Annotated in this window: 18 protein-coding genes; 10 read left to right on the top strand and 8 right to left on the bottom strand. The window is 69.6% G+C overall.

Annotated elements, in window-relative coordinates; genetic code table 11:
• Positions 1-14: 14 nt before the first annotated feature.
• A complete protein-coding gene (gene rpsA / locus OM513_RS08915; protein WP_264943823.1) occupies positions 15-1,724 on the bottom strand; it encodes a 30S ribosomal protein S1 in 1,710 nt (569 codons plus the stop codon).
• A gap of 313 nt (positions 1,725-2,037) precedes the next feature.
• Here rpsA and OM513_RS08920 point away from each other — a divergent pair, with 313 nt between their 5' ends.
• The 4 genes from OM513_RS08920 (at position 2,038) to OM513_RS08935 (ending at position 4,597) form a co-directional block, all read left to right on the top strand.
• Positions 2,038-3,744 carry a M20/M25/M40 family metallo-hydrolase gene (locus OM513_RS08920; protein ID WP_264943824.1) on the top strand — a complete coding sequence of 569 codons (1,707 nt, stop codon included), beginning with the start codon at positions 2,038-2,040 and terminating at the stop codon, positions 3,742-3,744.
• Positions 3,745-3,951: 207 nt separating this feature from the next.
• Positions 3,952-4,164 carry a cold-shock protein gene (locus OM513_RS08925; protein WP_264943825.1) on the top strand — a complete coding sequence of 71 codons (213 nt, stop codon included), beginning with the start codon at positions 3,952-3,954 and terminating at the stop codon, positions 4,162-4,164.
• A gap of 56 nt (positions 4,165-4,220) precedes the next feature.
• Positions 4,221-4,436 carry a hypothetical protein gene (locus tag OM513_RS08930; RefSeq protein WP_264943826.1) on the top strand — a complete coding sequence of 72 codons (216 nt, stop codon included), beginning with the start codon at positions 4,221-4,223 and terminating at the stop codon, positions 4,434-4,436.
• Entirely contained in the window at positions 4,436-4,597 is a 162-nt protein-coding gene (locus OM513_RS08935; protein WP_264943827.1) for a hypothetical protein, read from the top strand. Before OM513_RS08930 ends, OM513_RS08935 begins: the two co-directional genes overlap by 1 nt.
• A 22-nt stretch (positions 4,598-4,619) precedes the next feature.
• On the opposite strand, the gene OM513_RS08940 is transcribed toward OM513_RS08935, so the two are convergent.
• From OM513_RS08940 to OM513_RS08955, 4 genes are read right to left on the bottom strand one after another with little or no spacing between them, the layout of a single operon-like run.
• Complete coding sequence (locus OM513_RS08940) at positions 4,620-5,198, bottom strand: hypothetical protein (protein WP_264943828.1); 579 nt, start codon at positions 5,196-5,198, stop codon at positions 4,620-4,622.
• 23 nt (positions 5,199-5,221) lie between these two features.
• Complete coding sequence (locus OM513_RS08945) at positions 5,222-5,506, bottom strand: antitoxin Xre/MbcA/ParS toxin-binding domain-containing protein (RefSeq protein ID WP_264943829.1); 285 nt, start codon at positions 5,504-5,506, stop codon at positions 5,222-5,224.
• The gene (gene infA / locus OM513_RS08950; RefSeq protein ID WP_264943830.1) at positions 5,503-5,763 is read right to left on the bottom strand and encodes a translation initiation factor IF-1; all 261 of its coding nucleotides are present in this window, start codon (positions 5,761-5,763) and stop codon (positions 5,503-5,505) included. The genes OM513_RS08945 and infA overlap by 4 nt, the downstream gene beginning before the upstream one ends.
• A gap of 4 nt (positions 5,764-5,767) precedes the next feature.
• Positions 5,768-5,941 (bottom strand): hypothetical protein, encoded by a 174-nt coding sequence (locus OM513_RS08955; RefSeq protein WP_264943831.1) that lies wholly within the window; start codon positions 5,939-5,941, stop codon positions 5,768-5,770.
• Positions 5,942-6,129: 188 nt separating this feature from the next.
• Here OM513_RS08955 and OM513_RS08960 point away from each other — a divergent pair, with 188 nt between their 5' ends.
• Genes OM513_RS08960 through OM513_RS08975 form a run of 4 tightly spaced genes read left to right on the top strand, consistent with a single transcriptional unit; the run spans position 6,130 to position 8,108 of the window.
• On the top strand, positions 6,130-6,486 hold the full coding sequence (locus OM513_RS08960; protein WP_264943832.1) for an ArsR/SmtB family transcription factor: 357 nt from the start codon (positions 6,130-6,132) through the stop codon (positions 6,484-6,486).
• Positions 6,483-6,941 carry an ArsI/CadI family heavy metal resistance metalloenzyme gene (locus OM513_RS08965; RefSeq protein ID WP_264943833.1) on the top strand — a complete coding sequence of 153 codons (459 nt, stop codon included), beginning with the start codon at positions 6,483-6,485 and terminating at the stop codon, positions 6,939-6,941. The genes OM513_RS08960 and OM513_RS08965 overlap by 4 nt, the downstream gene beginning before the upstream one ends.
• Entirely contained in the window at positions 6,938-7,453 is a 516-nt protein-coding gene (locus OM513_RS08970; RefSeq protein WP_264943834.1) for an arsenate reductase ArsC, read from the top strand. The genes OM513_RS08965 and OM513_RS08970 overlap by 4 nt, the downstream gene beginning before the upstream one ends.
• Complete coding sequence (locus OM513_RS08975; RefSeq protein WP_264943835.1) at positions 7,443-8,108, top strand: aquaporin; 666 nt, start codon at positions 7,443-7,445, stop codon at positions 8,106-8,108. Before OM513_RS08970 ends, OM513_RS08975 begins: the two co-directional genes overlap by 11 nt.
• A gap of 42 nt (positions 8,109-8,150) precedes the next feature.
• On the opposite strand, the gene OM513_RS08980 is transcribed toward OM513_RS08975, so the two are convergent.
• Positions 8,151-10,532, bottom strand: coding sequence for an HAD family hydrolase (locus tag OM513_RS08980; RefSeq protein ID WP_264943836.1), 2,382 nt, complete (start codon positions 10,530-10,532; stop codon positions 8,151-8,153).
• Between the two features lie 102 nt (positions 10,533-10,634).
• The gene (locus tag OM513_RS08985) at positions 10,635-11,945 is read right to left on the bottom strand and encodes a pepsin/retropepsin-like aspartic protease family protein (protein WP_264943837.1); all 1,311 of its coding nucleotides are present in this window, start codon (positions 11,943-11,945) and stop codon (positions 10,635-10,637) included.
• Positions 11,946-12,031: 86 nt separating this feature from the next.
• On the opposite strand from OM513_RS08985, the gene OM513_RS08990 reads away from it, so the two are divergent.
• Together OM513_RS08990 and OM513_RS08995 are read left to right on the top strand one after the other, a co-directional pair.
• Positions 12,032-12,526, top strand: coding sequence for a DUF2975 domain-containing protein (locus OM513_RS08990; protein WP_264943838.1), 495 nt, complete (start codon positions 12,032-12,034; stop codon positions 12,524-12,526).
• An 8-nt stretch (positions 12,527-12,534) separates the two neighbouring features.
• The gene (locus OM513_RS08995) at positions 12,535-12,744 is read left to right on the top strand and encodes a helix-turn-helix domain-containing protein (RefSeq protein WP_264943839.1); all 210 of its coding nucleotides are present in this window, start codon (positions 12,535-12,537) and stop codon (positions 12,742-12,744) included.
• 46 nt (positions 12,745-12,790) lie between these two features.
• Here OM513_RS08995 and OM513_RS09000 read toward each other — a convergent pair whose 3' ends face one another.
• Positions 12,791-13,444: a peptidylprolyl isomerase gene (locus OM513_RS09000; RefSeq protein ID WP_264943840.1), complete on the bottom strand. Its 654-nt coding sequence runs from the start codon at positions 13,442-13,444 to the stop codon at positions 12,791-12,793.
• Between the last annotated feature and the right edge of the window lie 3 nt (positions 13,445-13,447).

The following is a 13,447-nucleotide window of genomic DNA, read 5'->3' on the forward strand; positions in this document are numbered from 1 at the left end:
CGCGCGCCACTGCCTCAGTTCTTCTCGCTGTTGCGGGCCTTCAGCGCCTCGCCCAGGATGTCGCCCAGCGACGCACCCGAATCCGACGAGCCATACTGCGCCACGGCCTGCTTCTCCTCGGCGATCTGCAGCGCCTTGACGGAGAAGGTCGGCTTCTTCGAACGATCGAAGCCGGTGACCATCGCGTCGAACTTCTGGCCCACCTGGAAACGCTCCGGACGCTGCTCGTCGCGGTCGCGGCCCAGGTCGGTGCGCTTGATGAAGCCGGTCGCGCCGTCCTCGCCCACCTGCACCTCAAGGCCGGCGTCGCGGACCTCAAGCACGGTGACGGTGACGGTGGCGTTCTTGTTCAGCTTGTCGCCGGCCGTGCCCGCGACAGAGACGCCGCCGCGCTCGAGCTGCTTCATGCCCAGGCTGATACGCTCCTTGTCCGGCTCCACCGCCAGCACGATCGCCTTCACGGTCTCGCCCTTGCGGTGCAGGTTCAGCGCGTCCTCGCCGGAGATGCCCCAGGCGATGTCCGACATATGGACCATGCCGTCCACGTCGCCGTCCAGGCCGATGAACAGGCCGAACTCGGTGGCGTTCTTGACCTCGCCCTCGACGGTCGAGCCCACCGGGTGATCCTCGGCGAACTTCTCCCACGGGTTGGCGATCGCCTGCTTGAGGCCCAGCGAGATGCGGCGCTTGTCCTCGTCGACCTCGAGCACCACCACTTCCACCTCCTGCGAGGTGCTGACGATCTTGCCCGGGTGGACGTTCTTCTTGGTCCAGCTCATCTCGGAGACGTGGACCAGGCCCTCGATGCCCGGCTCCAGCTCGACGAACGCACCATATTCGGTGATGTTGGTCACGCGGCCCGACAGCTTGGCACCCAGCGGATACTTGCTGCCCGCGCCTTCCCACGGATCGCTCTCAAGCTGCTTCATGCCCAGGCTGATGCGCTGGGTCTCGCGGTTGATGCGGATGATCTGCACCTTCACCGTGTCGCCGATGTTCAGCATCTCCGACGGGTGGTTGACGCGCTTGTAGCTCAGGTCGGTGACGTGCAGCAGGCCGTCGATGCCGCCCAGGTCCACGAAGGCGCCATAGTCGGTGATGTTCTTGACGACGCCGTCGATCACCTGGCCCTCGTGCAGCGACTGGATCAGGCCCGAACGCTGCTCGGCGCGGGTTTCCTCCAGCACGGCGCGGCGCGAAACGACGATGTTGCCGCGCTTGCGGTCCATCTTCAGGATCTGGAACGGCTGCGGGATATCCATCAGCGGGGTGACGTCACGCACCGGGCGGATATCGACCTGCGAGCCCGGCAGGAAGGCCACGGCGCCGTTCAGATCGACGGTGAAGCCGCCCTTCACGCGGCCGAAGATCACGCCCTCGACGCGGTTGCCCTGGCTGAATTCCAGCTCCAGCTTGTCCCATGCGGCCTCGCGGCGGGCGCGGTCGCGGCTCAGCATCGCTTCGCCATTCGCGTTCTCGACGCGGTCGACATAGACCTCGACCTCGTCGCCGACCTTCAGGTCGGGCTTCTGGCCGGCCATCGCGAACTCGCGCAGCGGCACGCGGCCTTCGCTCTTCAGCCCGACGTCGATGACGGCCAGGTCGTTCTCGATCGCGGTGACGGTGCCGATGACCACGCGGCCTTCAAAGCTGTCCGCAGCGCCAAGGGTCTGTTCGAGGAGCGCGGCAAAATCATCGCGCGAGGGGTTCGCCGTAGAGGCCATAGAATTGCGTTTCCTGTCTTCGTTCGTTTCCGGCCAGCCGGTTGGTTCCGGTGGTCTTTAAGGCCGAATACGCCGCGGGGGCCCCATGCCGTCCGCGGCATCCGGCACGCGGGAAACTTGCGGAGGAAACAGGTCGCCGAAAAAGCGAAAAGGGCGCAGGAGGGCCTTGGCCTCCGCGCCTTCCTCCGCGAGCACCGCCCGCCGGACGGCGCGGCCTATACGCGCGAGCGGGCGCGGAGGCAAGTGGAGGGCGCCGCCGCTCGCTTGTGGCGCCGCGCCGGCGCCGGTAGGGAACGGGCAGGGAGAGGCGCACATGCGGAACTGGATCAAGCTGCTGGCGGCCGTGGCGGCCGCGCTGATACTGACGGTGTTCGCCACCACGACGCCTGCCCCGATTCCCGCGGATGCCCCTGCGGCCGGTTTCTCGGCTGCCCGCGCGATGGCCGATGTTCGTGCGATCGCGGGCGCGCCGCGCCCGACCGGCAGCGCGCAGAACGCCCGCGTGCGCGCCTATCTGGCGGACCGGCTCCGCGCGCTCGGCATGACCGTGGTCGAACGGGAGGGGCCGCTGGGCAGCTACGCCACGAAGCGGCTGGCGCGGTGGAGCGGCCGCGATGCCTCCGGGGTGCGTGCGGTCAACGTGATCGGCGTGCTGGAGGGGCGCGATCCCGCGAAGCCCGCGCTGCTGCTGATGGCGCACCATGATTCGGTCTGGGGATCGCCCGGCGCGGCCGACGATGCCGCGGGCGTCGCCGCGATACTGGAGACGGCACGCGCGATCGTCGCGGACGGGCGGCGGCCCGATCGCACGCTGATGATCCTGTTCACCGATGCCGAGGAACTGGGGCTGGACGGCGCCAGCGCCTTTTTCGCGCAGGATCCGTTGCGCGGCCGCGCCGGCGTGATCGTGAACCTGGAGGCGCGGGGCAGCGGGGGGCGGGCGTCGATGTTCGAAACCGGCCGGTCCAGCGGCGCGATGATGGATCTGTTCGCGCGATCGGTGCGGCTGCCGGTCGCGACCTCGCTCAGCGTGTTCGTCTACAACAATCTGCCCAATTCGACCGATTACACCCCGGCGAAGAATCGGGGCATCCCCGGGTTCAACTTCGCCTTCATCGGCCGCCCCGGCCTCTACCATTCGCCGCTGGCCACGCCCGATGCGCTGGATCAGGGATCGTTGCAGGACATGGGCCGCCAGACGCTGGACCTCAGCCGCGCGCTGCTGGCGGCGCCGGAACTGCCGGGCAAGGCGCCGGACCGGGTGTTCTACGACCTGTTCGGGATGCTGCTGCTGATCTATCCGGCCTGGGCCGGGTGGCTGATCCTGGCTGCCGCCGTTGGTGCCTATGCCTGGGCCGGGTGGCGCGTTACCGGCCTGCGCGCGCTGGGCCGCGGAGCGGGGGCGGCGCTGGCACTGTTCCTGGGAGCGGCGGTGCTGCTGTTCCTCGGCAACCTGCTTTCGGGGGCGGACGGGCCGGTCAACTATTACGACCGGCTTGCGGCCAACGCGCGGCTGGAGGTGCAGGCGCTGCTGCTCTGCCTGGGCGCGGCGGCGATCGTCGCCGGGCTGTTGTTCACGCGCCGCGATACCGTGCCGCTCGCGCCTGCCTTCGCCCTGCCGCTGCTGCTGCTCGCGGCGGCGGGGCAGGCGGCGGCGCCCACCGCGGCCTTCCCGCTTCAGATCGCGCTGCTGCTCGGCGGGACCGGAGCGGCGGCGCTGCGCTGGCGCGATGGTGGAGCGGGGGGCTGGACGGCGGCCGCGCTGGCGGCGCTGGGCCTGGGCTATATGCTGGTGCTGGGCCACGCGCTGTTCCAGGCGATGGGATCGGACATGCCGTACCTGATGGCGCTCCCGCTGGTGCTGGGGGTGGTGCCGCTGATCCCCTTGCTGGGCCGTATCGAACGGCGGCAGGCGCTGCTGGCCGGATCGGCGGCGATCGCAGCCGGGCTGGCGATCGCGCTATGGGTCCGCCTGGACGCGCTGGCGGAGAGCGTCGCGGTCTACAGCGGGATGCACTGAGCAGTCCCGGCGAAGAAAAAACACTGTTTTCGCAACGGATTGTGCCGGCTCCTCTTGCGCCGGAGCCGGTCAGTCCCCACATCCTCGCGGCTACAGTCGCAATTAGACGGTCTTTTGGCGCTTTGCGGCCCCTCTTTTCCTTCTCCTAGCCTCAGCAGCACGAGGCCCGCGCACGCGGCGCGCGCCGATGATAGAAGGAAAAGAGCAATGACCATCTCCGGAACCGTCAAGTTTTTCAACGCCGACAAGGGCTATGGCTTCATCGCGCCCGACAATGGCGGCGCGGATGCGTTCGTCCATATCTCCGCGGTCGAGCGTTCGGGCATGGCCACGCTGAACCAGAACCAGCGCGTCAGCTACGAGCTCGAGCAGGACAAGCGCGGCAAGATGGCGGCGGTGAATCTCCAGCACGCCGAGTAAGGGCCGGGGGCATTGCCCCCGCGTTCCCTTTCCCTCGCGTATCGGAGATTGCTGCCATGGCCGACGTTCCAAGCTTCTACCATGCCCGGGCCGCGGAGGAGCGTCAGCGCGCCTCCGAGGCGACTTTGGAGAATGTCCGCGAACGCTGCCTGCGCTCCGAGGCGGCCTGGCTGGCGATGGCGGTGCGTGCCGAACGTACCGCCACCGCCCGCAAGGAACGCGAACGCGCGCCCGCTGGCGTGGAACAGCCGGTCCTGGCCGTGGCCGGGTGATGGAGCCCCGCCTCATCGCCGGCTATGCGCTGGTCGGACTGACCGTGTTCTGCGTCGCGGCCGTGCTGTTCACCCTGTGGATGCGCGCGCGTATCGAGCGCAAAATCCAGCTTGGGCACGGCAAGCCGCGCCGCTCAGACCGCTGGCCCTGGCCGCGCTGATCCGCGCGGCCCGGGAAGCGGGTCAGCCGCACAGCTCCTGCGCGATGCGCCGGTAGAGCGCGCAGACGTCGTCCAGATCCTCGCCGCTCGCTTCGATCCGCTCGCCGATGCCGAAGCGGCGCAGCGGTGCCTGGGTGCCCGGCAGCTCGGGCCAGCCGGCGGTCAGGAAGCCGCAATCCAGGCTGTCGCCGCGCGTTACGCGGCCCTCGCAATGGAACAGGCATTCGCGTGAGCGGCCCAGCGCGCGCAGCCGCTCGGCGTCGGGATGCGGCCTGCCCAACCATTGCCGGTAGGCGCCCAGCTTGTTCGAGGTATTCCGTTGGCCCGGGCGCGCGGCCAGCCCGCGCGCCAGTGCGGCCTCGTCGATCAGCAGATTCAGAAAGCGATCGAGTTCACGCAGGCCGTTGCCGATCACCTTGGCACGATAGCGGCCCGTGATCGGCGCGGCTCCCTCCGCGCCCGGCCAGGGCCGCAGTCCCGCGCCCAGAAAGGATGCGCCGCGCAGCAGCGTCGCGCTGGCGCGCGCAAGCGGCGGATATATTCCCGGAAGCAGGGGTGGGCTGCCGCCGCCGCTGGTGGCGGCGGGGCTGCTCTCGCGCATCAGTCGGGCAGCCGCGCCGGGCATCAGCCCTCGCGCAGCGCCTGGATCGCGCGCTCGACGGCTTCGCAGCCCGCGGCGCTGGCCACCGCCAGGTCGAGCGGACGTCCGCCGAGCCCGTCGTTATGACTGTTGAGGAAGGCGATCGCGGCGTCCGCGCCAAGCTGGTTCCAGGCGAGCAGCGCGATGCGGCTCTGCCGCTCCGCGCCATCGGGTGAGATGCGCACCGCCCTGAATTTGTTGCGGAACTGCTGCCGCTTCGGGCGCGCGGCGTCATCGGACGGCGGCGCGGGAGGCTGGTTTCCGGTCATCGCCGCTTGTTCCTCCGGGCACCAAAGCCCGCGTTGGCCACGCGCTCGCGATAGACGAGGCGGCCCTTTTCCATGTCATAGGGCGACATTTCGATCTGGACGCGATCCCCGACCAGCGTCCGGATGCGGTATTTGCGCATCTTGCCGGCGGTATAGACGATGATCCGGTGCCCGTTTTCCAGCGATACGCGGAAACGGCCATCGGGGAGTATCTCTTCGATCAGTCCATCGAGCGTGAGTATGCCTTCCTTTGCCAAGGCCTCAGGCCAGCCCGGCCAGCATAGCGGGGGCGCCGAGTTGCTGCTGAAGGTCGCGGATCCGGGCCGCATAGCATTCGGCCAACCCGCGATGGGCAAGGCGTGCCTCGCCGCAGTCCGCCGCATCGGCCATCATCAGCGCTCGCTGATGGCGGGATAAAAGGTAATTCAGGTCCAAGAGCCTGCTCCTGCTGATGTAAGCGGGAGCACGCCGGTCTCTCAGCCGCTGGCGCCTACGGGGCCGTTCTGCCAGCGATGCCAAGCATATAGGCACGATAGCGCCCCGGCGTAACCCCCGGCCCGGGAAAAACCCCTCCCGCGGCCCGAAGCTTGACGCGCGAAAATCGATTCGATATTTCCAGATATATGGAAATGAATGAGCCCGTAACCGGCGCCGCACATGCGGTGGAAGCCCTGGGAGCGCTGGCGCAGGAACACCGGCTGGCGGTGTTCCGGCTGCTGGTGCAGGCGGGGGCGCCGGGCATGGCGGCGGGCGCGATCGCGGGCGCGGTGGGGCTTCCAGGCTCCTCGCTCTCGTTCCACCTGGCGCATCTGACGCGCGCCGGGCTGGTCACGCAGGAACGGCGGGGCCGCTCGCTGATCTATCGCGCGGACTTTGCGGCGATGAACGCGCTGCTCGGCTATCTTATGGAAAACTGCTGCGGCGGGGCGGCGTGCGCGCCGGCCGCCGCGCCAGAGGCAACAGAGAGGAAATCGGCATGATGCGGATGCACGTCCATGTCGGCGTGAGCGATCTCGATCGCTCGGTCGGCTTCTACACCGTCTTCTTCGGCGCTCCGCCCAGCGTGCTGAAGCCCGACTATGCCAAGTGGATGCTGGAGGAGCCGCGGATGAACTTCGCCATCTCCAGCGGGCGCGAGGAGGCGGGCATCCGCCACCTGGGCATCCAGGCGGAAACCGGCGACGAACTGGTCGAGGTCTATGGCCGCCTTCAGGCCGCCGACCGTCCCGTGCTGGACGAAGGCGCGACCACCTGCTGCTACGCCAAATCGGAGAAGAGCTGGATCGCCGATCCCGACGGCGTGGTTTGGGAGGCGTTCCACACCACCGGGGAATCGACCGTCTATGGCGGAAACCCGGCGCTGGAGCAGCTTGCCGACGCTGCCGCCGCGCGGCCCGCGCAGGGCGGATGCTGCGTGCCCGCGGGGCTCAAGTGAGCGTGGATCGCGTGCGCAACGTGCTGGTGCTGTGTACCGGCAATTCCGCGCGATCCATCCTGGGCGAGGCGCTGATCAACCGCGACGGCGCGGGCCGCTTCCGCGCCTTCTCCGCCGGCAGCTTCCCCAAGGGGCAGGTGCATCCGATGGCGCTGACGGTGCTGCGCGAGGCTGGCGTGGCGGTGGACGGCTATCGCTCCAAGAGCTGGGACGAGTTCGCCGCCCCCGGCGCGCCGCCGATCGATATCGTGGTGACGGTGTGCGACAATGCCGCAGGCGAGACCTGCCCGATCTGGCCGGGCGCCCCCGTGCGTGCGCACTGGGGCATCGACGATCCGGCGGCGGTGGAAGGGCCGGGGCAGCACGCCGCCTTCGTCCGCGCCTATGAACAGCTCGCCCGCCGCGTCGCGATGCTGCTCGCGCTCGACGAGGAGGCGTTGGCCGGGCCGGGGCTTGCCGCGCGGCTCAACGCCATCGGTCAAACGGCGGACGCGCCCGCGCATGCCGGCTGAACCGCTGGCGCGCAGGCTGGCGGCGGAGGGGCTGGGCAGCTTCTTCCTGTTCGCCACGGTGATCGGATCGGGGGTGATGGCGGAGCGGCTGGCGGGCGGCAACATCGCCGTCGCGCTGACCGGCAACACGCTGGCCACCGCCGCGATGCTGTTCGTGCTGATCACGATGCTGGGGCCGGTTTCCGGCGCGCATATGAACCCGGCGGTCAGCCTGGTCGCGGCGATCCGGCGCGAGCTGGGCTGGGGCGATGCGGGCGCCTATGCGCTGGCGCAGGCGGGCGGCGGCATCCTGGGCGTGTGGACGGCGCATGTGATGTTCGCGATGCCGGTGCTGGAATTCTCGGCCAAGGCGCGCACTGGGATCGGCCAGTGGACCGGCGAGTTCGTCGCCACCTTCGGGCTGGTGCTGACGATCCTGGGCACGGTGCGCCACCGGCCGCAATGGGTCGCGCCGTCGGTCGCGATGTATATCGCCGCGGCCTATTGGTTCACCTCATCCACCAGCTTCGCCAACCCGGCGATCACGCTGGCGCGCAGCCTGTCGGACAGTTTCGCGGGGATCGCGCCGGGGGACGTTCCCGGCTTCGTCGCGGCACAGCTCACGGGCGCCCTGGCGGCGGCCGCGGCGGGGCGGCTGCTGTTCGAGGAGAGGTGACCCCGATCCTCCCCCGTGCGGGGGAGGGCAGGGCAGCCGCGCTCAGGCGGCGGCCTTCACCTTTGCCTCGGCCGCCTTGCGGCGCCACACCACGGGGCGGAACACCAGCGATACGACATAGGGCTCGTCCACGCCTTCGGGCGGGGGGATCAGCAGCATGCCGGCGGGATCGGCGCGGTACAGGCCCGGCGCGGCGGCCTCCATCGCATCGGTGATCGCGCGGGCGGCGCGGGTGGCGTCGTGTTCCTTGCCCGGAACCATGCCCGATACCGGGGTGTAGCTGAGCTCCTCCACCTGCACCCATTCGGCGATCTGGCCGATCTGGATCGCCACCGTCGGCCGCTGGCGGCCCACGGGAATGCGCATCCGGTAATAGCCCTCGGCGGTGGGGAAGGCGTCGAAGCGCACCGCCGCCTGGTCGCGTGGGGTGACCAGCATCGCGGGCACGGGCACGCCGCCCACCTCGAAATCGCTGCTGCGCAGGTCGAGCTTGAAGCGCGACGCGGCGAAATTGGCCAGGCTGACGGGCAGGCCCTGCGCCTGAAGCTCGGCCGACATGAACTGCGGGATATGATCGTTGTAGAAGGTCAGGCCGCGGCGGCGCAGCCCCTGCGATCCGCGGTCGGGGTCGATCAGCATCTCGGTGGCGGAGGTGCCCATGTTGTAGTCGTAGACGAAGCTCTCGAAGACCCTCACCTCGCTGGCGTTGGGCAGGAAGAACAGCCGGGCCAGCGCGGCGGCGGCGGCGCGGCAGCGGCCGTCCAGATCGTCCGAATCCGGCGCGCGCACGCGGCCCAGCCCGGATTCGAGCGCATAGTCTAGGCACGCCTGCTGCACGGTGCCGCGCGCCGCGTTATGCGCCGCCTTGGCGTCCACCTGCTCGCGGACCGGCTCGCCCTCCGCGGTGAAGTCGATCGTCGATCCCTGTTCGACGTTGCAGAGCTGCTCGACCACCACGATCGACCGCGAAAGCGCGTGGAGCGTGCGATAATCATAGTTGCGGACGTCGATCATCCCCTTCTTGTCGAGCCCGGAGGCCTTCTTCTCGCGCAGGAAGATGTAGCGGCCGTGGAGCGTGACGTTCATCGCCTCGCGCAGCACGGGCGTCAGGAAGTTCTGGACGGTGCCGTTGTAGCCGATATCGACCAGGCACACCGCATCGCCCGGGTACACGCCGGCGCGGGCCAGGTGCGCGATGAACTTCTTGAGGAACCCGGCACGGCGCGTGAAGATCTTGCGCTGCATGTCGGGCGTGTGGAGGAACTTCACGAACGCCTTGCGCTGCGCCTCGGCATCGCCCTTCAGGAACTTGGCATATTCGTTCTCGAAAAGCATGAGCTGGCGGCCGATCGAGCGGATCGGAATACGCTCGATCCATTCCTCCAGATATTTGTCGAGCGCTTCCTCGTCCGAGATGCTGGCGCGCAGCGCGACGAAACGGCTGATTTCCACCGTGGCGGCGCCGGCTTCCGGGAACAGCGCGTCGAACACGCGATAGGGCAGGTAGCCGTCGCGCATCACGAACAGCGGGCGCACCGGGCGGCCCGCCGCCTGGGACAGCGCATCCAGCTCCGCCTTCAGCCAGTATGAGAAGCTGTGGAGCGCCGGCCCCATCACGTCATGGCCCAGCGCATAGGCGGGGTCGCTGCTGGCGCGTAGCGCGACGCGGGTGCGATGCGCCTGGTGTACGGGGCGCGAGATGCCCGCCTGGGGGTCCAGTATCAGCGCGGTCGCCGCCTCCATGCGCAGCCGCGCGGCGGCCTCGTCGTCGAACTGGATCAGGTGGACGGCGTGGATGCCCAGCTCGCGCGGGGCCTGGAAATCGGCGCGGCGGTTGTCGCCCACGTGCAGGATGCGCGCGGGATCGGCGCCCATCTCCTTCAGCACATGATCGAACAGCCCGTCGCGTTTGCCCTCGCCATATTGCGCGGAGACGAAGACGCGGTCGATCAGCGCCACCAGCTCCTCGCCCGCCGCGGCGGCGATATGCGCGCGAAGCTGGGGTTCGGAGAGATACATGTCGCTGACGATGATCACGGTCAGCCCGCGCCGCTTCGCCTCGCGGATCAGCGCGACCGCGGGGGCGAAGGCGAAGGCGTGCCGCGCCTCGATCGCCAGCTCGCGCTCGACGGCGGCGGATACCGCGGCCTCGTCGGCGCCGGGCAGCATGTGGCGATAGACATCCTCGATCCGGATCTCCTTCAGCCCGCGCTTGCTCCACGCACGCTTGCGCGCCTCGGATTCGCCCCACATGCGCGGCTCGATGCCGCCGCCCGGCAGCGCCAGATCGGCGAACACGTCGGTCGGCGCATGGGTGTTGCGCCAGATCAGCGTATCGAAACAGTCGAGCGACAGTATCTCGATCCCCGGCGGCGCGTGATCGAGCAGCGTCTCCAGCTCATGGGCGCGCACGGAAGTCGGCATCGTCATTCCCCAGACCTATTTGGCAAGGGTTTGTGACCATGCGTGGTTAGCAATCGGTTAAAGCGGCAGGCCGGGAATGCCGCGGCCCGCCGCCCGTGCGGCTCAGCCCACCGGGGAGCCGAGCTCGAAGCTCATCGTGCGGAAGTCGATCGCATAATATTCGAATCCGCCCAGCACGTCCTGGCCCAGCGTGCCCAGCCGCGGCTCGCGCGTGCTCGCCTCGCCGCCCAGCACCACCTGGATTACCGGCAGCGCGCGCGTGCGCCCGCCGATGGTGACGCTGGCGGGCTGCCACAGCCCCACCTCCTGCTCGCGCATGCCGCCCGCTCCGGCGATGCGCCGCTTGCCGCGGGTCAGCCCGGCGACCAGATCGGGATGCAGCGCGGCGAAGCGCGAGGAAAGCGCGGTAGTGGTGGCGCCGGTATCCAGGTGCAGCGTCGCACCGGCCCCGTTGATGCCCGACACGACATAAAGGTCGTTGCCGGTCGCGCGCAGATTATCGGCCGATCGTCCGCCCTTGCCGCCCGCCAGAAAGCTGCCGTCGCGGCCGAACTGGACGCGGCCCAGCGCGCGGAACACCGGATAGCCGACGATCGCCTCGATCGTGTAGCCGCCGGGCAGCGGGAAAGTGAGCGCGCTGTCGTCGATCACCAGGAAGGCCACATTGCGCAGCTCGACGCCCGCGATCGTCATCCGCGCCGCGATCGCGATGCGGGTGGGCACCTCCGCCTGGCTGGTGCTGCCCACGCTGGCGGTGCCGTCCAGGATGCGCATGCCCAGCCGCTTCGCCGTGGCGGCGGAAACGACCGACAGGTTCGCGCCGGTATCGAACACCGCGTCGATCGCGGTGCCGTCGATGCTCACCGGCCCGCGTACCAGCCCGGCCTTGTCGCGCGCGGCCTGGATGCGGCCCGGCGTCCCGCCCGCCACGGCCTGGCGCGGCTCGGGCGCCAGCAGCGTCGCCATGCCCAGCGCCTGCTTCGTGGTCAGCACATCGGCCGGATTGGCACTGCCCTCCATCAGCGGCAGCGCCGCGCGATAGGCCGCCGCGGCGCCGGCATAATCGCCCTCGCCGAACGCCAGATCGGCCTTGATCGCCCAGGCGGCGGCGTTGCGCGCGGCATCCTTGTCGCGCGTCGCGAAATAGGCGGCCAGCGCCTTCTCCGCCTCGGCATGGCGCAGCCGGGTGGCGGCGATGCGCGCGCGCAGCAGCGCGGCGCCGGCGCGGTCCCTCATCCCAGGCAGCGCGGCCTCCAGCGGGGCGATGTCGCCCGCCCCGGTCGAATCGAGCAGCGCGGCGGCATCGGCCGGGGAGGCGGTCTGCGCCGCGCCGGGGGAGATCGTGATCGCCAGCGGGGCCGCGGTCAGCATGGCCAGCGCCAGCGCGACGGCCAGGCGGCGGGGACGGGACATGCCGGTTCTTGTCGAAGAGATGAACATCAATTAATCTCCGAATCACGCGAATATCTTTTCGTAAAACAGAAAGAGATTTTTGTAAAATGGCAAATAGCATGCCATTAGTGCGGCTTGCGCGGGGGCTGCGCGCCGCCGCGCTCGCGATCGCGGTGCTGCTGCCGCTGCTGGCGCTGGCCGCCATGCTGGCGCCGGCTGCTATGGTGGAGGTGCATGCCGGCCACCTGCCCTGCGCCTGGGGCGGGGCGGTGGCGCTGGCGGTCAGCCTGCTGCTTGCCGCCGGGCTGGTGTCGCTCGCGCGGATGCTGGCGCTGGTGATGCGGGGTCAGGTGTTCGCACCGGCCGCCACGCGCCATTTCCGCCGCTTCGCGCTGTTGCTGCTGCTCGCGGCGGTGGCGGGCGTGGTGCTGCCGGTGCTGGTCCAGGCGGGGCTGGTGGCGGCGGGCGGGCGCGGCACGGTGGTGATCGGGATCGACGACCGCGATCTGGTCACGCTGCTGCTGGGCGGAGTGCTGTTCTTCGTTGCACGGCTGTTCGACGAGGCCGCGCGCCTCGAAGAAGACAGCCGCTCGATCGTCTGAGGCCGGCCATGGCGATCACCGTCCGCCTCGATGTGATGCTCGCGTTGCGCAAGGTCCGGTCGAAGGACCTGGCGGCGCATGTCGGCATCACCGAAAGCAACCTGTCGTTGCTCAAGTCCGGCAAGGTCCGCGGCATCCGCTTCGAGACGCTGGAGAAGATCTGCGATTTCCTCGACTGCCAGCCCGGCGACATCCTGACCTTCGAACGCGACGGTTGAGGAAGAGCGCGCGGCCGGACGCCTCAGCGCGCTGCCGGGCCGGACCCTAGCGGCCGATCAGCCAGGGCTTCGGCCCGCGCGTGGGCTGGGGGCGACCGTCCAGCCGTTCGGCGCGCAGGATCTTCACCGGGGCCAGGATCATCTGCCCCTTCATCGCGCCGCGGCCGCCGCCGACCGGCTTGGCCAGGATGCGCTTCGCCACGTCCATCCCGGCGATGATCCGGCCGAACGCGGCATAGCCCGGGTTGCCCGGCTTGGCGTCCAACGCGGGATTGGGGCCGATCAGCAGCGAGAAATTGCCCGTCCCGCTGTCCGGATTGGCGCTGCGGGCCATGGAGATCACGCCATCGGTATGGCGGATGCCGGTCTGGCTGGTCGGCTCCAGCTTCACCGGGGGCAGCATCCGGCGGTAATCGGTGCCGATCCCGCCCTGGATGAAGCCGAACCTGGGCGCCCCGGTGCGCTTGGCCGCGCGATAGAAGAGCGTGTCGTTCAGCCGCCCGTCGTCGACATAGGCGAGGAAGTTGGCCGTGGTCTTCGGCGCGCGCCTGGTGTCCAGCGCCAGCACGATATTGCCCTCCGACGTCACCAGCCGCACGCGGACCATGCCGGGGATCGGCTGCGTCTGCTGCCCGGCCGGCGGGGCGGCGCCCAGGGCCAGCAGCGCCGCCAGCGAGAACAGGATCGAACGGCGGCGCACGGG

The sequence above is a fragment of the Sphingomonas canadensis genome, assembly GCF_026013525.1.
Classification (GTDB): domain Bacteria; phylum Pseudomonadota; class Alphaproteobacteria; order Sphingomonadales; family Sphingomonadaceae; genus Sphingomonas; species Sphingomonas canadensis.